The sequence below is a fragment of the Peribacillus simplex genome (genome assembly GCF_001542915.1).
GTDB lineage: Bacteria > Bacillota > Bacilli > Bacillales > DSM-1321 > Peribacillus > Peribacillus simplex_B.
Map to the genome: position 1 here is coordinate 207,992 of NZ_LNNH01000055.1, position 21,067 is coordinate 229,058.

At 44.4% G+C, this 21,067-nt stretch carries 22 protein-coding genes; 2 read left to right on the forward strand and 20 right to left on the reverse strand.

Going from position 1 to position 21,067, the window contains the following annotated elements:
- Positions 1–84: 84 nt before the first annotated feature.
- Positions 85–219, reverse strand: a complete 135-nt coding sequence (locus tag AS888_RS26980) for a hypothetical protein (RefSeq protein ID WP_260320338.1) — start codon at positions 217–219, stop codon at positions 85–87.
- Between the two features lie 290 nt (positions 220–509).
- Here AS888_RS26980 and AS888_RS22660 point away from each other — a divergent pair, with 290 nt between their 5' ends.
- Positions 510–1,370, forward strand: coding sequence for a DUF1002 domain-containing protein (locus tag AS888_RS22660; RefSeq protein WP_061144435.1), 861 nt, complete (start codon positions 510–512; stop codon positions 1,368–1,370).
- An 87-nt stretch (positions 1,371–1,457) separates the two neighbouring features.
- Here AS888_RS22660 and lysA read toward each other — a convergent pair whose 3' ends face one another.
- The 17 genes from lysA to spoIIM all read right to left on the reverse strand — a co-directional run bounded on the left by lysA (position 1,458) and on the right by spoIIM (position 18,410).
- Positions 1,458–2,786: a diaminopimelate decarboxylase gene (gene lysA, locus AS888_RS22665; protein ID WP_061144339.1), complete on the reverse strand. Its 1,329-nt coding sequence runs from the start codon at positions 2,784–2,786 to the stop codon at positions 1,458–1,460.
- A 287-nt stretch (positions 2,787–3,073) separates the two neighbouring features.
- Positions 3,074–4,558 carry a spore germination protein gene (locus AS888_RS22670; protein WP_260320340.1) on the reverse strand — a complete coding sequence of 495 codons (1,485 nt, stop codon included), beginning with the start codon at positions 4,556–4,558 and terminating at the stop codon, positions 3,074–3,076.
- Positions 4,515–5,120 (reverse strand): stage V sporulation protein SpoVABEA, encoded by a 606-nt coding sequence (gene spoVAEA, locus AS888_RS22675; protein WP_061144341.1) that lies wholly within the window; start codon positions 5,118–5,120, stop codon positions 4,515–4,517. Before spoVAEA ends, AS888_RS22670 begins: the two co-directional genes overlap by 44 nt.
- A gap of 40 nt (positions 5,121–5,160) precedes the next feature.
- The gene (locus AS888_RS22680) at positions 5,161–5,583 is read right to left on the reverse strand and encodes a stage V sporulation protein AB (protein ID WP_061144342.1); all 423 of its coding nucleotides are present in this window, start codon (positions 5,581–5,583) and stop codon (positions 5,161–5,163) included.
- On the reverse strand, positions 5,573–6,196 hold the full coding sequence (locus tag AS888_RS22685) for a stage V sporulation protein AA (protein ID WP_061144343.1): 624 nt from the start codon (positions 6,194–6,196) through the stop codon (positions 5,573–5,575). Before AS888_RS22685 ends, AS888_RS22680 begins: the two co-directional genes overlap by 11 nt.
- 137 nt (positions 6,197–6,333) lie before the next feature.
- Positions 6,334–7,623 (reverse strand): NCS2 family permease, encoded by a 1,290-nt coding sequence (locus AS888_RS22690; RefSeq protein ID WP_061144436.1) that lies wholly within the window; start codon positions 7,621–7,623, stop codon positions 6,334–6,336.
- Positions 7,624–7,933: 310 nt separating this feature from the next.
- Positions 7,934–8,701: an RNA polymerase sporulation sigma factor SigF gene (gene sigF, locus AS888_RS22695; RefSeq protein WP_061144344.1), complete on the reverse strand. Its 768-nt coding sequence runs from the start codon at positions 8,699–8,701 to the stop codon at positions 7,934–7,936.
- A gap of 13 nt (positions 8,702–8,714) precedes the next feature.
- Positions 8,715–9,155 (reverse strand): anti-sigma F factor, encoded by a 441-nt coding sequence (gene spoIIAB, locus AS888_RS22700; RefSeq protein WP_057914309.1) that lies wholly within the window; start codon positions 9,153–9,155, stop codon positions 8,715–8,717.
- A 1-nt stretch (position 9,156) separates the two neighbouring features.
- A complete protein-coding gene (gene spoIIAA, locus AS888_RS22705) occupies positions 9,157–9,507 on the reverse strand; it encodes an anti-sigma F factor antagonist (RefSeq protein WP_061144345.1) in 351 nt (116 codons plus the stop codon).
- 129 nt (positions 9,508–9,636) lie between these two features.
- Positions 9,637–10,803: a D-alanyl-D-alanine carboxypeptidase family protein gene (locus tag AS888_RS22710; protein WP_061144346.1), complete on the reverse strand. Its 1,167-nt coding sequence runs from the start codon at positions 10,801–10,803 to the stop codon at positions 9,637–9,639.
- A 1,392-nt stretch (positions 10,804–12,195) separates the two neighbouring features.
- Positions 12,196–13,500, reverse strand: coding sequence for a pyrimidine-nucleoside phosphorylase (locus AS888_RS22715; RefSeq protein ID WP_061144347.1), 1,305 nt, complete (start codon positions 13,498–13,500; stop codon positions 12,196–12,198).
- A 65-nt stretch (positions 13,501–13,565) separates the two neighbouring features.
- Positions 13,566–14,378, reverse strand: a complete 813-nt coding sequence (locus AS888_RS22720) for a purine-nucleoside phosphorylase (RefSeq protein WP_061144348.1) — start codon at positions 14,376–14,378, stop codon at positions 13,566–13,568.
- Between the two features lie 15 nt (positions 14,379–14,393).
- On the reverse strand, positions 14,394–15,581 hold the full coding sequence (gene deoB, locus AS888_RS22725; RefSeq protein WP_061144349.1) for a phosphopentomutase: 1,188 nt from the start codon (positions 15,579–15,581) through the stop codon (positions 14,394–14,396).
- Between the two features lie 295 nt (positions 15,582–15,876).
- Positions 15,877–16,770, reverse strand: coding sequence for a site-specific tyrosine recombinase XerD (gene xerD, locus AS888_RS22730; RefSeq protein ID WP_061144350.1), 894 nt, complete (start codon positions 16,768–16,770; stop codon positions 15,877–15,879).
- Between the two features lie 2 nt (positions 16,771–16,772).
- The gene (locus tag AS888_RS22735) at positions 16,773–17,000 is read right to left on the reverse strand and encodes a YqzK family protein (RefSeq protein WP_057914302.1); all 228 of its coding nucleotides are present in this window, start codon (positions 16,998–17,000) and stop codon (positions 16,773–16,775) included.
- 184 nt (positions 17,001–17,184) lie between these two features.
- Positions 17,185–17,643: a ferric iron uptake transcriptional regulator gene (gene fur / locus AS888_RS22740; RefSeq protein WP_061144437.1), complete on the reverse strand. Its 459-nt coding sequence runs from the start codon at positions 17,641–17,643 to the stop codon at positions 17,185–17,187.
- A 119-nt stretch (positions 17,644–17,762) separates the two neighbouring features.
- The gene (spoIIM, locus tag AS888_RS22745) at positions 17,763–18,410 is read right to left on the reverse strand and encodes a stage II sporulation protein M (protein WP_061144351.1); all 648 of its coding nucleotides are present in this window, start codon (positions 18,408–18,410) and stop codon (positions 17,763–17,765) included.
- Positions 18,411–18,548: 138 nt separating this feature from the next.
- Here spoIIM and AS888_RS22750 point away from each other — a divergent pair, with 138 nt between their 5' ends.
- The gene (locus tag AS888_RS22750; RefSeq protein WP_061144352.1) at positions 18,549–19,112 is read left to right on the forward strand and encodes a GNAT family N-acetyltransferase; all 564 of its coding nucleotides are present in this window, start codon (positions 18,549–18,551) and stop codon (positions 19,110–19,112) included.
- Positions 19,113–19,295: 183 nt separating this feature from the next.
- On the opposite strand, the gene AS888_RS22755 is transcribed toward AS888_RS22750, so the two are convergent.
- Positions 19,296–20,474 carry an endonuclease Q family protein gene (locus tag AS888_RS22755; protein ID WP_061144353.1) on the reverse strand — a complete coding sequence of 393 codons (1,179 nt, stop codon included), beginning with the start codon at positions 20,472–20,474 and terminating at the stop codon, positions 19,296–19,298.
- Positions 20,475–21,026: an NUDIX hydrolase gene (locus AS888_RS22760; protein WP_061144354.1), complete on the reverse strand. Its 552-nt coding sequence runs from the start codon at positions 21,024–21,026 to the stop codon at positions 20,475–20,477. It abuts the gene before it with no gap.
- Positions 21,027–21,067: the final 41 nt, after the last annotated feature.

Here is a 21,067-nt window from a genome sequence, read left to right on the forward strand (position 1 = left end):
TAACATTTCCATCATACATAAAAACCTCGTTCGTTTCAACATCACTTTCAGCACTTGATTTATGGATATGCCTTGTGCTATGTACTACACGATGAATAGCCAATAAACGATCCCCCAAATTAAAGCGGTTGCAAGCATCATAAGTAAAAGAGTCCTATTCCGTTTCGTCATCCCATACTCCTTTTGTGAACGGTACAAATTTTCGAATACCGAATTCATTTTACTATAACTTAACACAATCTGACAAATATCCCTTGCAATCTTGCTTCGATTTTACTACATTGATAAAGTGCTCTTCGTTCATATCGGGCATGCTGGGGACAAAAGCTACCGCCGTGCCTTGAGAATTCATGGGCAGTCTTTCGGCTAGAGAATATTTTTTTATGAAAATATGTATCTTTTTTGTCCTTTGCTTCGTCCAATACTATGAATCTTCATTTAAAGCGCATCCCTTTAGATGAAGATTTGAATTCAGCAGGAAAATGTTAAGGAGGATTACGATGAAAAAAATGAATAAATGGGTCATTTTGACCATATTGCTTTGTCTATTATTGCCATATAAGGCTTTTGCAGATGCAGCTGTCGGTGAAATGATCGTCACTCTTGGAGAAAACTTGTCAACTGAACAAAAGAATATGATTTTGTCGGAAATGAAAGCCCCCAAAGATGTAGAGGTTCTAACCGTTACGAATGCGGAGGAACATGAATATCTAGGAGATTATATCGCCAGCCGGTTAATCGGTACAAAGGCGATTTCCTCTTCCGCCATTACATTGGAGGAAAAGGGCACTGGCCTCAAACTCGAGTCGAAAAACATTAACTGGGTCACCGATGAAATGTACATCAATGCCTTGGCCACTGCTGGAGTGAAAGATGCTACCGTTTATGTAACGGCGCCGATTCCCGTTTCCGGTACAGCAGCTTTGACAGGTGTCATTAAAGCATATGAGCTGTCTTCCGATAAGAAGATTCCGGAAGACGTGAAGCAGGCCGCCAATGAAGAAATGGTGAAAACGGCCAAATTGGGGGATGAAATCGGTACAGAGGAAGCATCTGCACTGGTAACGAAAATTAAAGAGAATATGGCTGAAAATCCGCCAGCCAATACCGAAGAAGTACGCAATGTGGTCGAATCTTCGGCGAAAGAACTTGGAATATCCTTGAATGATGCCCAAATTCAAAGTCTTATTGACCTATTCAACAAGCTAAAAGAATTGAATATTGATTGGAACGCGGTCGGTGATCAGTTAACAGCAGCAAAAGATAAGCTATCCCATTTCCTTGAATCCGAAGAAGGCCAATCATTTTTGGATAAACTGAAAGAAGTTTTCAGCAGTTTAATAGACGCTATCAAATCACTTTTCAACTGATTTTAACCAAATGAAAAAAACTGCAGGGAAACCCATTATTATCGGATTTCCCTACAGCTTGAGAGGTTGGCTTTTGCCGCCTCTTTTTTATTCTTTGTTCGTGACAGCCGCTTCATGAAGGGCCAAGTCCAAATGAATAAGATCCTCGAAGGTCTCACGTTTGATGACAAGCCGTGCTTCCCCATTTTCAACAAAAACGACAGCCGGTCTTGGAATTCGATTGTAATTATTGGACATGGAATATCCATATGCCCCTGTACAAAAGACTGCCAACACATCCCCGCGCCCAGCTTTTGGCAAAGGTAAATCCCAAATCAGCATATCCCCGCTTTCACAGCATTTACCAGCGATCGATACCGTTTCTTCTACAGGATCAAGCGGCCGGTTTGCCAAAATGGCATCATACTTGGCTTCATAAAGAGCTGGACGTATATTGTCACTCATGCCTCCATCCACCGCAATATATTTACGGACATTGGGCACTTGCTTTTCAGAGCCCACTTTATATAAAGTCACACCCGCATCCCCGACCAATGACCGGCCAGGCTCAATCCAGATTTCAGGCATTTGCAAATCAGAATCAGCAACCAAATTCTGGACTTCCCTAACAATCTCTTCGACATATTGCGAAGCCGGAAGCGGGTCATCCTCTTGTGTATAGCGAATCCCAAAGCCGCCGCCGAGGTTCAAAACCTTTGGCTGATACCCTATCGAGCCATGCCAGCTATCAAGCTTGCCGATGATTTTTTGTGCAGCAAGCAAGAAGCCTGTCGTTTGAAAGATCTGCGATCCAATATGGCAGTGCAGACCCAGGACTTCCAGCCATTCGCTCTGCAGCGCTTGTCTAAGGGCGTCTTCCGCCTGGCCATTAATGAGATCGAAACCAAATTTGGAATCTTCCTGCCCTGTCAAGATATAATCATGCGTATGGGCCTCGATTCCCGGTGTAACACGAAGAAGGATCTTCATCTTTTGTTCACGGTTTGTACAAATCTCTTCTAAAAGGGTCAACTCTGAAAAATTATCGACTACTATACAGCCAATTCTATAATCCAAAGCCATATGTAGCTCTTCTTCACTTTTGTTGTTTCCATGGAAATGGATGCGTTCAGTCGGGAAATCCGCCTTAATGGCCGTGTACAATTCCCCTGCCGAGACAACATCGAGAGAAAGTCCCTCTTGATCTGCCAACTGAATCATGGCAATCGAAGAGAAGGCTTTGCTTGCGTAAGCAACTTGTGCTGAAATCCCCAATTCTTCAAAAGTCCTTTTGAACCCCCTTGCCCGTTCACGTATCAGTTCTACATCATAAACATATAACGGTGTCCCGAATTGCTCGATCAGCTCGATCGTGTCCACTCCGCCAATCTCCAGATGCCCCCGCTCATTGACACCGCTGGTTCCGTACAAATGCATGATAGCCTCACCTTCCTGACTTAGAAACTAAAGATTAATAAGAAATGAGGCAGCCTCTAATGATGAACCCCTTATGCTCGTGAAGGGTCCTCCATATCGACAAGCCTCATCCGAATCAATCGATCATCCCATTTAAGTATTGTTATCTATGACTGCTAAGTAGTTCGAAGGGAAAGCCATTGGTTTAACGTCAAAGAGTCATGAAGGCTCTATCTGTCTGTGAAACCTAACTTTACCGCTTTATCCGAATAAAATTAAATTACCACAACTTTTCGACAACATCAACCTTAAGGTTTTCTCGGCTGCCTATATTTATCCTGGGGATGCACAATACTTGGACGCTCCACTGATCCTGGAAAAGGTCTTCTGAATATTATATGTGACAGAGCCTTCGGTTGAAATGGGATAAGCGGCCATAAATACGGTGTATTTAAAGCTTTAATGCCCGTCAATAAAATAATGTAGAGCGTGATGCCAATGACTAGGCCAGGCACTTTAAACAAAGCGACCAACACCAGCAAGAACAGACGGGAAATCTTATTCGCCACACCGAGTTCCAGGCTTGGGGTGACGAAGGTGCCGATTGTCGCCACGGAAGCGTAGAGGACCACTTCTGGGACAAATAGGCCGACATCTATCGCTATTTGCCCAATGAGCACTGCCGCAACCAAGCCCATTGCCGTCGAAAGCGGCGTCGGGGTGTGGACGGCTGCCATCCTCAGGAACTCGATCCCGATATCGGAAATGAAGATTTGGACCACAATGGGAATATGCGTTTTTTCGTTCGGTCCGATAAACTCGAACTTCTCCGGCAAAAGCGACGGTTCCAAACAAAACAATAACCAAATCGGCAGCAAATATAGCGAAACGAAAATCCCGAAAAAACGTGTCCAGCGTACCAGCGTTCCAACAGCGGGTGCCTGCCGATACTCCTCAGCATGCTGCATATGATGGAAAAGAGTAGACGGGGTGATAATGACACTCGGGGAGGTATCCACATAGATCAGGACGTGCCCCTCAAGTAAATGCGTTGCCGCAACATCGGCACGTTCGGTATACCGGACGAGCGGATATGGATTATATCTTTGCTTGACGATGAACTCTTCGATCGTTTTATCAGCCATCGTTAATCCATCGACATCAATGCTTTCCAATTCCTTACGAACGATATCGATCAAATCGGGGTCGGCGATCCCTTTAATGTATCCAATAGAAATATCCGTTTTGGAGCGTTCGCCAACGTGCAGCATTTCAAAGCGCAATCGTTCATCCCGGATTCTTCGTCTCGTTATTGCCGTATTCACGATGATGTTTTCGACAAAACCATCCCGGGAACCGCGAACGACTTTCTCGGTATCCGGTTCTTCAGGCTGTCTTCCGGGATAACTCCTGACATCTACGACCAAGCCTACTGGTTTACCATCGACAACGATGACGATCAAACCGGATAATACTTGATCGACAAGCTCATCCATCGTGCTTATTTCTTCAACGGATTGGTGAACGAGCAACCCTTTGACTACATCAAAAATCTTCGTAGTCATGATTTCCGTGTTTTTATTATGGATCAGCGAGTCAAGGATTTCTATGATGTACTCCGTATCGGTCAGACCGTTTATATAGTAAAGGTGTACATCTTTTTTTAAGACTTTGATCTTTCTTACGCCCAAGTCAAAGCTGACGCCAAGACCCACTCTCTCTTTCATGTACGCGTCTACTTCCGCTACCTTATTCGGAATCGGTTTCATGTTTTGCGGTTTTTCTGAAGACATCATGACCACTCCTTTCCAAAATGATTTCCACCGCTAGCTTCGTGATCGGTGCACCCCTTTTGCAGTCATCCTGGCGGGACATTTTACCGATATCCCCTACCCCCACTACGATCGGGACATGCAAGCCATCGATGCAATACACCGTATCTCCTGTAATCTTTCCCAACTCGAATTCCTCGGCACCGAACTTATCGACGCCATTCGGTGTCAAATTCCCATCACGATCGATACAGACATCGACCTTGGTCCATTCTTCCCTTCTAGTCTTTGAAGCGACCGCTATCACTCCAAGGACATTCATATCGGGATGCCCGGCAACCACCTTCATCGCCTGTTCACCGGATCCTTCCCCGATAAAGCCGCTATCATCAAACATGACCAATACCGGATCATACTTCGCCTTTTTAATCAATTCAACTAGCTCCAAGCCCGTATATCGTGATGGATTACCTTGGGACATGGAGATACATCGCCCCCCAATTTCCCTGGCTACAATTTCCACGGCCCGTTTCGCATATTCATCTCCATCGGTAATCAATATCACATTTCGTTTGGTCACCATCTTGGGCCTACCTTTCATCAGGAATGGTTACTTGAAAAATTTACATATCGACAAAATAAATCCACTGAAATAACGACCCGGCTATCTTTCCCAAAACGAGTGCCATCAATAGATAAATGATTTTCTCTTGAATGCCGATTCGCTTTGACAAAACGGGGAAAACGTTGAGAACCTCGGTCAGGGCAGCTGCCAGCATCCCATTGAAGACCCCGTCAGCCAATCCGATCGGAATCAATAAGAATGGAGGCAGGAAAAACTCCGTCTCTTGTAGTCCGAACCATGTGCCCGCGACAACACCGGCGATGATGGCTCCTTCGTAGTAATGGATCATTTTCATTGTTTTTGTCAGCTGAGTCAGTCTCGGAATCACGCCAAGTACAGTTAAAAACGCTACAAAACCTGCACCTGTCGCGAAACCACCGGCTAAACCGGCAAAAATCCCAAAGATAATTCTACCTGTCATCAAGATGACGCACGTTCTCCTTGTTTTCATTCATGGTGACATAACGGTCCAAGTCCTGCTGATAGTTGAACATTTCAACCTCGAGTGGACTAGGTTCCTCATTGAAGCGTTTTTTAAAGAAATGATTGAAAAATAAAATCATCCCTATCCCAAGACCAAAGCTATATGGAATTTGGATCAATAACGGTTTTTCCTCCACTTTCCCCGTAATGATCGTAAAGATTTTTTGATGCACTTCCCCCATGCTGACATCCACATGAAAATTCATGATGGTCATCGCACCGCCGATGAACAGTAAGAACCAAACTAGCGCGAATGTGAGAAATGACATTTTCTTCTTCGTGAGAATGATTTCGATGATCGTTTGGGATGGCCCGAAGGTTTCCACTTCAATGGATGCATCCACTTTTCGAATGGCCATGATCACTTGGGCCAGATCGATGACGATGATATTCCTGTCTTCCTTCTTGACGGTCAGTAACAAGATTTCTTCAATCATTCCAATTTCATCTTCAGGCCCGATTATCCTTGCTATATCTTTTATCCTCACCGTCTGATTTCCATTTACTTGTACACGGTTCCTCATCCTGATATATACAACCGCCACGTTCATCACATCCCGACCTTTTATTTCCTTATGATAGTAGTATGGATTCCAAGCAGAATGAAAATGCAGGAAGTGACGCATGTCCATATATTACTAATTACAAAAAAAAGACACGCTGCAATGACAGCATGTCTTTTTTGTAATTAATGAGTAGGGAAGAAAATGAGTTGCACCAAAAAGATTACTCCAAAAATATAAATGAGCGGATGAACCGATTTCCCTTTTCCGCTGAAAAGCTTCATAAGTGGATAGGTAATGAACCCAATTGCTATCCCAGTCGATATGCTTGACGTAAGCGGCATTGTCAAAATGATCGCAAACGCCGGAAATGCCTCATCGAATGTTTTCCAATTGACTTTCGCCAAACCTTCCATCATGAAGCATCCGACGATAATCAAAACAGGAGCCGTGATCGCAGCAACTGACGAGATTGCAGATATAAGAGGAGAAAAGAAAATCGAAGCAGCGAACAGGATTGCCACGACTGTTGCCGTTAAACCGGTACGCCCGCCTGCAGCCACACCCGTGCTCGATTCAACGTAAGCAGTCGATGGGCTTGTACCAAACATGGAGCCCACTGTCGTTGCAATTGCATCACCCAAAAATGCCTTCTTGGCGCGTGGGATTTTACCGTCCTTCGTGAGCCCAGCCTGCTCCGTCACACCAATCAAGGTACCTGTCGTATCAAAGATCGTTACAAGCAGAAAGGCAAAAACAACCGAATATAAAGAATGGGTGAAGACCCCAGCAATATCGATATCAAAAAATACCGGTGTGGGAGGCACCGATAAGACGCCATTGAAATCGAGCAATCCAATGAAATAGCCGATTACGGCCGTAACGATCATCCCAATGAAAATGGCCCCTTTAATATTGCGCGCCATCAAAATCAAAGTAATGAACAAGCCAGCTAAAGCTAAAACGGTTCCTGGCTGATGCAAATCACCGAGAGTCACCATCGTTGATTCATTAGGAACAACGATCCCTGCATTCTTCAATCCGATGAACGCGATGAATAAACCGATTCCGGATGTAATGCCATACTTTAAAGAATTGGGAATGGCATCAATGATCATTTTACGCAAGCTCGTCACGCTAATTAATAAAAATAGCAGGCCTGCGATGAAAACAGTCCCGAATACCGTCTGATAGGAGAGGCCCTGCGCTCCCACAACACTAGCAAAATAAGCATTCAAACCCATGCCCGGCGCTATTGCAATCGGATATTTCGCAACCAGCCCCATTAAAAGGGTACCTATCACAGCTGATATGACCGTTGCCATGAAAACTTGTTCAAACGGAATTCCGATTGAAGATAGCAAAGCGGGATTCACAATCAGGATATAAACCATAGTCAAAAATGTCGTAACACCCGCCATGACTTCCGTACGGATATCCGTCCCATTTTCTTTCAGGGAGAAAAACTTTTCCATAAACATATTTAGACCTCCAGATCTAAAGGAAACACCGACAACCGTTTGCATGCAAAGACTTGGTGCCCTAGAATTATACTGCAACGACGCTTTTCCTGTTGAAACATTCGTTGAATGAACGAAAAAAAACGAATGAAAAGCGCGACCTTTACTATAATATTCGTTTTTAATTCTAAATTCAATAAAAAAATTGGATGGACAGCGATATTTTCATATTTTTTTATCCTTCCCGGATGAAAGGGAGTCAATCACTTTCACTTTCTTCCAAACAAGAGATTTATCTCCAGAAAAAAATGAAAAACCACATGAATCATTGATTCATGTGGTTTTTCATTTGCTGAAGAATCTTTTTTTCTAGCCTAGAAACTTGAACTTGCGATATTCCAAGCCTCGCAGCCACTTCCGATTGTGTCTGGTCCTTGTAATATCTCAGGAAAACGATCAGTCTTTCTCTTTCATTCAATTCCTGGATTGCTTCTTTTAAGGCGATCTGATCGAACCATGATGTTTCATTATTATCGGCAATCTGATCAAGAAGCGTAATCGGGTCCCCATCATTCTCGTAAACCGTTTCATGGATGGATGAAGGGCTCCTGCTTGCTTCCTGGGCCATGATGATTTCCTCAGGCGATAGGTCGAGGTGTTCCGCCAGTTCATTGACAGTCGGGACACGGCCATACGTCTTGGAAAGTTCTTCTTTCGCCCTGCGGATTTTATTCGCCATTTCCTTTAAGGACCGGCTGACCTTTACAGTTCCGTCATCGCGGATAAAACGTTGGATTTCACCAATGATCATTGGCACAGCATACGTTGAGAACTTCACTTCAAACGATAAGTCAAATTTATCCACGGACTTCAACAGACCAATACAGCCAATTTGATACAGGTCATCCGGTTCGTAACCTCGATTGAGGAATCTTTGCACCACTGACCATACAAGCCTAAGATTGCTATTGACGATCAGGTTTCTTGCGTCTTGATCACCGCTTTGGCTGCGTTGGATTAAACTCCGCAATTCCTCATCTTTTAAATGGGGCTGGCCTTTTTTGCTCTTCTCGTTTTTAACCTCCACATCCATATGCAAGTCTCCCTTAATTGCACAAAGCTCTGCTTGTAGTTAAGTGCTTTTTTAATCGAATGATCGTGCCTTCGCCCTTATGGGATACGATATTGATTTCATCCATGAAGTTTTCCATAATGGTGAATCCCATGCCAGAACGTTCAAGCTCCGGCTTCGTCGTGAACAACGGTTGTTTGGCTTCTTCGACGTCCTCAATGCCCAGTCCTTCATCCCTTATGGTCAGCTCGACGGTATCGCCTTCGATGACCGCTGAAATGTATACCCAACCTTCCGGGTCACTCTCATACCCATGAATGATTGAATTCGTAACCGCTTCAGACACGACCGTCTTGATTTCCGTCAATTCATCCATCGTCGGGTCCAATTGGGCGATGAAAGCCGCAACAGTTACCCTGGCAAAAGATTCATTTTGGCTTAGTGCAGAAAATTTCGTTTCCATTTTATTTTTCATATTAGGCAACCCCCAGTCTTTGCAAAGCGTTTTTTTCGGATAGTTCCATTTTAACAATTTTAAACAACCCTGACATCTCAAATAACCGCTTTACTGCTGGAGAAATTGCACAGACCACCATTTCGCCTTGCTTTTTATTGACTTGCTTATAACGCCCTAAAATGACGCCGAGCCCTGAACTGTCCATAAAATGCAATTCTTCCATGTTGAGGATAATATGCTGGATGTTATGCTTTTGAATGGCTGCCTCTGCCTGGTTTTTCAATCTTTCTGCTGTATGATGATCCAAATCACCTTTGAGACGAATGCACAATACACGATTCTTCGCCTCCATATTAATCGTAAGACTCACTATATACAGCCTCCTTCACTGTCTTATAAGAGTCAAATTCTCTTTTTCACCTGCCGATTCCTTCTTAACAACAAAACTAGTGCCGTTTCGCCTAAATTAGTACTATTACCAGCCATTGCGACATTTTTCTTATTTGGCTTGGGTAAACATGCCGAAAGCACGTTTGTACAGTTGCCACCAGCTCGCATTTTTAACCGTTTTCTTCGCAACAATTGGCGATTTTACATATACCTTTCCGTTTTTCTTCAATTCAAGCGTCCCGATTTCATCACCCTTTTGAATCGGAGCTTTCAAATCTTTATTAAGTGTGATTTTTTTAGTGAAGTCCTTGGCCGTTCCGTTCTTGGCCGTCAAAACTGAAATAGGCTCGCTTGTCACACCAACAACAGATTTCTCATTGCCTTTACTTACCTTCGTTTCCCCTAGCACCTCTCCGCGCTTATAAATCGGATAGGTGATGTATTGTGAAAATGCGTAATCCAGCATCTTCGTAACCTGTGCATTCCGTTCCTTTGGGGAAGCAGCTCCGAATACGACGGCAATGACGCGCATATTCCCCTTTTTTGCCGTTGCTGTTAAACAGTACTTCGCTTCATTCGTGAATCCTGTCTTCAGGCCATCCACGCCTGGGTAAAATTTCACCAATCTGTTCGTGTTCACAAGCCAGAATTTCTTTTCCGTATTTTCACGGAGATAATCTTCATATGTACCCGTGAACCTTGTAATCGTATCGTATTTCAATAGCTCCTTCGCCATGATCGACATATCATGGGCGGAACTGTAATGATCCTTAACCGGAAGGCCTGTTGCGTTTTGGAACTTTGTATTTTTTAAACCAAGTTCTTTTGCCTTTTCATTCATTTTCTTAACGAATTCTTCTTCCGAACCGGCAAGGTGTTCAGCCATCGCCACCGATGCGTCATTCGCCGAACCAATCGAAATGCCTTTAAGCATGTGCTCTGTGGTCATTTCTTCACCTGGCTCGAGGAAAATTTGGGATCCCCCCATCGATGCTGCATACTCGCTCGTCCTGATTTTTTCCTTCATGCTAAGCTCGCCTTTATCGATCGCTTCCATGATCAGCAGCATCGTCATGATTTTCGTCATGCTTGCTGGTGAAAGACGAACATCCGAATTTTTATCATATAGAACAGTACCTGTATCCCGTTCAATCAAAATAGCGGATTTAGCATTCGCTGCCAAGTCCACACCTTTATTTTCCGCTGCCTTTGTATGTGGGATGCCAAAACTTATTGCGATTAATACCGTTAAAAATAGAGAAAGAACCCGCTTCATCTCCATACCCTCCAATCTTTATATCTTTTATTTTTTCCACAAAACCCATTTTTATACAAATAAAGATCAATTTTGAATTTTCAACAGACACATAAGATAAAAGAGTATGCATATGTTCCCCTCTGCTCACTCCGACCGACTCTGGATAAGCGGCTCCAGAAGTAAAATGAAACGGTTGAGTCCAGATCTCCAACTGTCGGTAATATGGATTCCATCTTCGTGGTTGGTCACACACAGTGGTATGAGGCGGTCTAAGGTACAAGTTACTCACGAACCCGGGTTTTGCATGGAATTCGAGGCCGTTTTTCGTGAATTTCGCGCTTTTCACACACAATTGCGATCGTTTCTTGACTGCTCCTTGCGCATTATTATCGAATTTGGCTCGAGTTGATGCGTTCTTTCACCAGTTCGGAGCGTTATTAGCCAGTTCGGCACTTTTACTCGCGAGTTTAACTTTGCCTAGAACTTGAGGCGCATTCTTATAAAAATCAAGCTTTTTACATGCTTTTTGTACCGTTTCTCGCCAACAATTTTGCGCCAACCTGATTCCATTTACATGGTCACACAGAGTGAAATGGAACGGGTGCGCAGAACTCCTGAGGGATATGCATGTCTATGTGGTACCCAGGCGCAAACGCCGAGGAGGTCACGGACCGCCCGCGGAAAGGGAACGCCTGCAGTGCAATGAAACGGTCTAGTTCAGATTATCCAAACTTTGTACAATCGGGATCCGTCCTAGTGGTCAAGCAGAGTGGAATGGAACGGAAGGCGGGAGACTCCTGCGGGATATGCGTGTCTACGCGAGACCCCGCAGGCTGAAAGCCGAGGAGGCTCACGGACCGCCCGCGGGAAAAGGAACGCCTGCAGTGCAATGAAACGGTCTAGTTCAGATTATCCAAACTTTGTACAATCGGGATCCGTCCTAGTGGTCAAGCAGAGTGGAATGGAACGGAAGACGGGAGACTCCTGCGGGATATGCGTGTCTACGTGAGACCCCGCAGGCTGAAAGCCGAGGAGGCTCACGGACCGCCCGCGGAAAAGGAACGCCTGCAGTGCAATGAAACGGTCTAGTTCAGATTATCCAAACTTTGTACAATCGGGATTCGTCCTAGTGGTCAAGCAGAGTGGAATGGAACGGAAGGCGGGAGACTCCTGCGGGATATGCGTGTCTACGTGAGACCCCGCAGGCTGAAAGCCGAGGAGGCTCACGGACCGCCCGCGGAAAGGGAACGCCTGCAGTGCAATGAAACGGTCTACGTTTAGATTCTTTAAACTTTGTCGGGATCCGTCCTAGTGGTCGAGCAAAGGGGCATTAAATCCAAAATCTAAAAAAACTGTAGACAAACTCAATGGTTATCGAGTTTGTCTACAGTGACATTTTGGCAAATGTTCTTATTCCATAATTTCTTTATAAATCAATGTCGGTTTTTCAACTTTCGCTTTTGAAACCGCAATGCTTTCATACAATTTTTCCTTCACTTTTGAAACATCTTCAAAGTTGCTGTAAATCGTTACAAGGGATTCACCTTTTGCCACGGTTTCCCCAATTTTTTTACGGAGTACAAGCCCGACTGCCAAATCGATTTCCGATTCTTTCGTCGCCCGGCCTGCGCCTAACAGCATGGCTGCCGTCCCCACTTCGTCAGCGATGATTTCCGATACATATCCGTCCTCTTTCGCTTCCAGCTCAAAGGTATAAGACGCCTGCGGAAGTTTTTCCGGATGATCGACAACCGATCCATCGCCACCCTGCGCTTCCAAGAATATCTTGAACGAGTTAAGTGCAGATCCATCTTTGATTGCATTTTCAAGCAATGTTCTTGCCTCTTTCAATGAGCTTGCTTTTTTTGCTAGGTATACCATATGGCTTCCCAGTGTTAAAGAAAGTTCCGTTAAATCCTCCGGTCCTTCTCCTTTAAGCGTATCGATCGCTTCCTTCACTTCCAGGGCATTTCCGATAGCATATCCAAGCGGTTGGCTCATGTCGGAAATGACTGCCATCGTATTTCTTCCGACGTTGTTCCCGATACTCACCATCGCATGCGCCAATTCTTCCGAATCTGCAAGGGTTTTCATGAAAGCGCCTGCTCCCGTTTTAACATCCAGTACAATTGCATCGGCACCGGCAGCTATTTTCTTGCTCATGATCGAGCCGGCAATCAAACCGATGCTATTGACGGTGGCCGTTACATCGCGCAAGGCATACAGTTTTTTATCGGCCGGGGTCAAGTTCCCGCTTTGTCCGATGACTGCGATTTTGTTTTTATTCACAAGTCGAATGAATTCATCATTTTCAATTTCTACATGAAAACCCGAAACAGACTCCAACTTATCGATCGTGCCGCCCGTGTGGCCAAGACCTCGGCCTGACATTTTTGCAACGGGAACACCTACCGCAGCGACCAATGGTCCAAGCACTAGTGTCGTCGTATCGCCAACACCGCCTGTAGAATGTTTATCGACCTTGATCCCTTCAATCATCGATAAATCAATTTGATCACCCGACTCGACCATTGCCATCGTTAAATCAGCGCGCTCCTGCTCATTCATTCCTTTGAAATAAACGGCCATTGACCAAGCACTCATTTGGTAATCAGGAATCGTTCCATCCGTGAAGCCTTTGATAATGAACTGGATTTCCTCTGTTGAAAGGGCCTTTCCATCACGTTTTTTCTCAATTAAGTCTACCATTCTCATATTAGAATCCCCACTTCTTAAAGGCACCGCCGTTCTCGGGTGCACTTGTATTTTTTTTGATCGGTTTATATGTCCTTAACGATTTGCTTAACAAATTCCAGAAAACTGCTTTTCACCTTTTCAGTCGTTTCGATTACCTCTTCATGTGACAACGGCTGATCCAGAATGCCTGCGGCCATGTTGGTTATGCATGAAATTCCGAGAACTTTCATGTCACTATGTCTAGCCACGATGACTTCGGGAACAGTGGACATGCCAACAGCATCCCCTCCAAGGATCCTTGCCATTTTCACTTCTGCCGGTGTTTCATAGGTCGGCCCTGAATTCCCCACATAGACGCCTTCCTTAATATCCATGCCAAGTGAAGATGCGATTTTTTTCGCTTTAGCCCGTAGGTCTTTATTATAAGCTTCAGACATATCAGGGAACCTAGGCCCGAAACGATCTTCATTAGGGCCGATCAGCGGGTTTGTCCCCATAAAATTGATATGATCGGTAATGAGCATCAAATCTCCTGGTGCGAAGCTTTCATTAACACTTCCGGCAGCGTTCGTTACGATTAACTGCTTCACACCGAGAAGTTTCATTACACGTACAGGGAAGGTGACCTTCTCCATTGAGTAGCCTTCATAAAAATGAAAACGACCTTGCATCGCCACCACTTTTTTACCGCTTAGTTGGCCAATGACAAGCTGACCTGCGTGTCCTTCAACAGTCGATACCGGAAACTCCGGGATATCATGGTAAGGAATCGTGATCGGATTTTCTATTTCATCTGCCAATACTCCCAGTCCGGAACCAAGTATCAGTCCTATTTCCGGAGAGCCTTCTATCTTATTTTTTATGAATGCTGCAGCTGTCTCTATTTTATTGAACATCTATTTCTCTCCCCCTTATTTTAAATCGCCCAATATACTTTTCCCGAAGGCAGGCATTTTCACATCGAAATTAGCAGAAACTGTCGCCCCGATATCTGCAAATGTATCTCTTATTGGAAGCTCGGTTCCTTCTTTAAATCGTTTGGAATAGACCAGTAATGGCACATATTCACGTGTATGATCGGTTCCTTCATGCACAGGGTCATTACCATGATCGGCAGTGATGATCAATAAGTCATCCTCTTTCAGCTTTTCAAGGACTTCCGGCATCCTGGCGTCGAATTCTTCCAATGCCTTACCGTATCCCTCCGGATCGCGACGGTGGCCGTATAAAGCATCGAAGTCGACTAGGTTAAGGAAGCTCAGTCCCCTGAAGTCCTGGTCTATCGTTTGGATCAATTTGTCCATTCCGTCCATATTGGATACGGTCCTCAGTGATTCAGTTACGCCTTCCCCATCAAAAATATCCGAGATTTTCCCAATGGCAAGAACATCGAATCCCGAATCCTTCAATTCATCCATCACTGTCCGATTAAAAGGCTTCAATGCATAATCATGACGATTAGACGTCCTTTTGAAGCTGCCCGGTTCCCCAGTGAAAGGTCTCGCGATCACGCGTCCGACCTTGTACTCATCAGCCATTGTCACTTCACGTGCAATTTCACAAATCTTGTATAATTCTTCAATCGGAACGATATCTTCATGTGCAGCGATCTGCAAAACGGAATCAGCTGATGTATAAACAATCAATGCGCCCGTCTTCATATGCTCTTCGCCAAGCCTTTCCATGATTTCCGTTCCGCTTGCTGGGACGTTTCCTATAATTCCACGGCCCATTTTCGCTTCAAGTTCATTGACCAACAATTCAGGAAATCCGTTTGGAAACACACGGAATGGCGTGGAGATGTTCAGCCCCATGATTTCCCAATGCCCGGTCATCGTATCTTTTCCCGTTGATGCTTCTTTCATTTTCGTATAGTATGCGAGAGGTTGCTGAGCTTTATCTATCCCTTTTATTTCACGGATATTGCCTAAACCGAGTTTTGCCAGATTCGGCATGTGCAGCCCATTCATTTCTTCTGCAATATGCCCGAGTGTATCGGACCCTTTATCGCCGAATAAATCCGCATCGGGTGCTTCGCCGATTCCAACCGAATCCATGACCACTACAAATATACGTTTAAAAGCTGAATTCCCTTCCATGCTCATTCCTCCTAAAATAGTAAATCGCTTTTTATACTCTTTATATTACCCTTATCCAGCTTAGTTACTCTGTAAAAAAATCAAATCGCGAGAACGTCAGAAGTCTGACCTCTCTATATTGTAAACGATTACCTAGATGGAGACAAATAATATATTTCAAAAAAACAACGAAGTGTTGATAGGCATGAGCAGGAATTCCCAGCCGGATTTTCGCTACTCGCACTTACCATAAAAAGGCCGCTCCCCTCCCTGATCTGCAGGAAGGAAGCAACCGCTCTATCATTCTACCATTCTATTATGCCCGCGGATGGAATTTTGAATACACATCCTTGATGCGAACGTTACTAATATGTGTATAAATTTGCGTTGTCGAAATATCCGCATGTCCCAGCATCTCCTGGACGGCTCGTAAATCAGCACCATTCATCAATAAATGGGTCGCAAAGGAATGCCTGAGCGTATGCGGTGTGATTTCTTTTTCTATATGGGCCGATTTTACAAGTTTCTTTAGAATCTTCCAAAACCCCTGTCGTGTCAGCCTGTTGCCATGATGATTCAAAAAAAGTGAATCCGTCCTGTGCTTTAGGCTTGCCAATTTTCCTCGGGAACTCTTTAAATAATGTTCAATGGCTCCCAATGCCGTTTGTCCAATCGGGATGATCCTCTCTTTATTTCCTTTCCCGACACAACGGACAAACCCCATCGAAGCATGAACATCACTCACATCCAACGATATCAGCTCACTGACCCGCATTCCCGTCGCATACATCAATTCAAGCATCGCCTTATCGCGCAAGCCGAATTCGTCCATCGCTTTCGGGGCTTCCAATAACGCTTCAACCTCTTCCATGCTCAGCACTTTCGGCAGGGTACGCTCCGGTTTCGGTGTATCTATATGTATCGACGGGTCCTGATCGGTCACTTTTTCCCTCAGAAGGAATTGATGAAAAGACCGAATCGAGGCAATATGGCGAGCAACCGTTTTCGATGATTTCCCTTGGTCCTTCAAATGAATGAGAAAATGCAGGATATTCACACGCCGTGAACCGTTCCAGTCACCGATGGATTCAACTTCCATCAGATACTTCCAATACGATCTTAAATCGCGCTCATAGGAAACGAGCGTATTCTTGGCAAGACCTTTTTCAATCGTTAAAAAATGAATGAAATCCCTGATTTGATTTTCCATAGTCACTCCCCGTTTAAATAAAACAGCATTAACCGTTCCAGCCATGCATCATCACCCGTGTCGACGGCCTTCGATACTTTCACGGCCATCCCTTTCGGTTCGTCATAACGATGATAACTTTGGTATTCCTGATTTAACCATACCATCCCTATATAAAAAAGGACAGTGAAGCTTACGAAGAGCACCATCACTTTAGCCGTATGTAAAACAAGCGATAATGATGTTTTCATCATCTTTCCCCTCCCATTCGATCCCTTGTATCAATCTATGCCCAACAGGACAAGTTTTATACGTGTTTCGATGGGGAGAAGGAAAAAAACGCCTCTCCTTTGCGGACATCCACTTGCCCGTTACAGGTTTCGGGTCTTTTTAAAACGCAGAAAACCTTCTCCAGTAAATGGAAAAGGTCTGTCTTCATTCACCTTTATTTTCTTGTTTATCATGACAGCGATGACAAATGCCATGAAAGGTTAATCTATGATCTTTTATCTTGAAGTTCCAATCGCGTTCCACGATGGATTCCACGTCTTCAAGTAAGTCTTCCTGGATCTCATCCACTGCACCGCATTCCACACAAACAAGATGATGATGGAAATGCGCAGCTCCTTCTTGTCTTAAATCATAACGGGAAACCCCGTCTCCAAAGTTAATTTTATCCACTATTTTCAATTCAGTCAGCAACTCTAGCGTACGGTATACTGTTGCCAATCCAATTTCCGGCGACTTTTCTTTGACAAGGAGGTAAACGTCTTCTGCGCTTAAATGATCCTCTTCGTGCTCAAGTAAAACGCGGACGGTCGCTTCTCGCTGAGGCGTCAATTTGTAGCTGGACGAGTGCAACTGCTTTTTTATCCTATCGATTCTGTTTTCTATTTCCATACCTAATATTCCCTCCCGCGCCGCTATCTTATCCATTATATCAAATGAGGGAAAACTGTCAAAATAGATTTCTTGTTAATGATAAAAAAATTTGCGATAAAGGCAAATTTCCGTCAGTGCCCCAATAAACTCACGACATTTTTCATCAAGGAAGGTGATAGGTACGCTTCAAATGCTGCAGCTGTTACCAAAAACAAACCAGCCAGGACCAATGAGAAAATATACCTTGATATGATTGGCTTAAGCGGCTCACGAACCTGCTTAAGGAAAATCCGGCTGATCATTTTCATCGATAGTGACACGGCAAGGACCGTTATCACGATGAAGATCGGCACGATGAAGATATTTTGGGGCAGAATGGAGACGAAAGATAATAAGAACCCACTCCATCCCATTTGGTTGACCAAAAAACCGACTGTGAATCCGACTACCATTCCTTTTATGAATAACAATACCAAAATGACCGGCAAGCCGATGACGGAAATTCCTAGTATCCAAATGAAGCCGATATATCTTATATTATGCATGATACTTTGGCTGAACATATCATGCGAAGAGGCAAATTCACCTTTGGATACTTGTCCGAAGAATTGCGATAAATAATAGAACAAGTCCTCCTTTTGGGTAAAGCTCAAACTATTCACCAGCACCGCTCCAAAAATGACACCCATCAAAAAAAGCACAGTGATAAAGACATATAATGAGGAATGTTCGTTAATATGTTTCATTACGGCATTTTGTACGACAGATTTTTTTTTCATCTTTCATCCTCCCAACTCCGCTTACTAGAATCTATGTTTTCACTCTCTCATTTATGCCAAGAAAACTTTCGCTGCAAGCGAACACTTGAACTGGAATTTGTGTTATAATTTCCCATAATCATTGGATGGAGGTACGTTATGAAAGCGATATTGATGGATTTCCCAGAAAAAATCGAAACCCCGCGATTATATTTAAGGCCATGCCAGCCAGGCGATGGCCTTGATGTTTACGAAGCCATTATTCATTCTGAACATGAACTTAAACAATGGCTCCCATTTGCCCATCAGGAGGCCTCAGCGGAAATTTCCGAGCGGAACATCCTGAAATCCTTAGCGGACTTTATTTTAAAAGAGGATATCCGGCTGCTTATTTATAGGAAGGAAGACGACCAGTTCATCGGTTCCACCGGCCTGCACCGAATTGATTGGGATATTCCTAAATTTGAAATCGGCTATTGGATTGATACGAGGTACAGTAAAAAAGGGTACATTACGGAGGCGATAGAAAAGTTGACGAAGTTCGCTTTTTACCATTATGGAGCCAAGCGAGTTGAAATTCGCTGTGATCCCAATAATATTGCCAGCGCACGCATTCCCGAGAAGCTGGGGTATACGCTTGAAGGAATCTTGCAAAATGATAGCCTCAGTGCAGATGGCAAGGAATTGCGGAGCACCTCGATCTATGCCAAAACGACAAATTAACTAACCCTGACAGCTTAACATGGACCCTATGGAATGGACACTTTTAAAAAAGTCTATCCTGCAGGGTCCGTTTATTTATAAGAAGAAAATGTTTCTCGTGGCTCTAGCTCCGGAATCTTAAAAAAAGATGCCGCCTGCACTAGACAGACAGCATCTCATCAGGTTGGTTTTGCCCTTAACCCTTCAGCTTTCCTTTTTGACCTTTCCGTACTTTCCTCCGCCCCCCGCTTCCAAGATTAGCGTCCCTTTCCCGGCTGCATTGATGTAGCCTGCCAGCTTATCGGAGACGATTTCCTTAAGCTGTTCGAGCGTAGCTCCATGAAGGATGTTCATTTCCGTTCCAAACGCCTCCAGCAGTTTCTCCATGGCTTTTGGTCCAAGTCCAGGGATGAAGTCGAGTGGCACTTGATGGATATACGGCGGTCTTTCCCTTTTGCATCCTCCATCCACTTTTGACATGGACAGTTCCTTGATGCGGGAAGATACTCCTTTTATGATTGATTCATTTCCGCATTCGCTACATGGCCCATTTCCGTTCAATACCTCGTGGAAACATGCTGAACATACGGTTTTATGATATTTCCCCAATAGAGGGTTCAAACCATAATTGGCGAGGACTTTACGATTCCCCTCTTCTCGAAGCGCTTTTTCCAGCTCAGCGAAGGTTGGTTCCTTGAGCTGGATTTTTTGATATTCCCGAGCGATTTTCCCAAGCGAATGCGCATCGGAGTTCGTCACGAAGGGATAGGACTCCAGCTCCGCGATATCCTCGACCATTTCTGTATCCGAGCTTAGACCAAGCTCGATGGCATCAATCAGCCTTGGATCGAATACTTCCGTCAGACTGAATCGCACCCCTTTTCCATATAAGCTTTTAAATGGGGTGAAAACATGGGCTGGGATGAACAGACCGCCGAGTGACTTTACGATTTTTTGCAGCGTCCTGCCATCACAATAAATCCTTTGCGAACTTAATGTAATGTTTTTAACATGGCCGCTCATCCATGCGGAGAATTCCTTCATCGCCGTTAAGCTGGGGAAATAGGCAAGAACATGGATCGGTCCATTGCAATGTTGATCATAAATTTCAATCTCCGAGCCGGGAATGACCGTCGTATTCCGGTACAGGAGACCGCCTTCACGCTTCTCGATGATTTCCCCATCCACAATCGCCGCTTCTATCTCTTCGATGATTTCCGGCGAATGGCAATCAATGATCCCGATTAAATCAAGGCCCTTCCTCTCACTTGCCACCTGCAGGACGTTGCTGAAGGTCAACGTTTTAGCACCGGTTATTTTCACGGCCTTCCCGCTTCCCGTCCTGCCTATATGGATATGGAGGTCAGCGTAAAACTCTTTCATTTATGAAGTCATCGCCTTTTTCAGCAACAGATACTGAACGGCATATGCCGTCTTGGCATCCTGGATTTTTCCTTCCAGTAAATAATTTTGGGCTTCCTCCAGCGTAAGTTCGATCAGCTCGACAAATTCATCTTCATCCAGCGGTGCCGCATTTTCTTTCTTCTTCAAATTATGGGCCACATACAGATGGACCAATTCATCAGCAAAGCCTGGCGATGTGTAAAAAGAGATGATATGCTCCATTTTTTCGCATTCATAACCTGTCTCTTCTTCCAGCTCCCGTTCTGCTGATAGAACCGGTTCCTCTCCTTTTTCAAGCTTTCCGGCAGGGATTTCTATCAAGCTTCTTTCCAGCGCTTTACGATACTGTTCAACCATGATGATTTTATTTTCATCCGTAAGGGCTATGATCGCAACGGCGCCCGGATGTTTGACTATTTCACGTTTACCTGTTTTCCCATCGGGAAGCTCCACCTTATCCACTTGCAGGCTGATTACCCTTCCTGTGAAGATTTTTTCCGATGACAGCGTTTTTTCTTCAAATTTTTTCATCCTGAACACTCCTCTGTTCTAATTGCAGCATGATTTCTCAT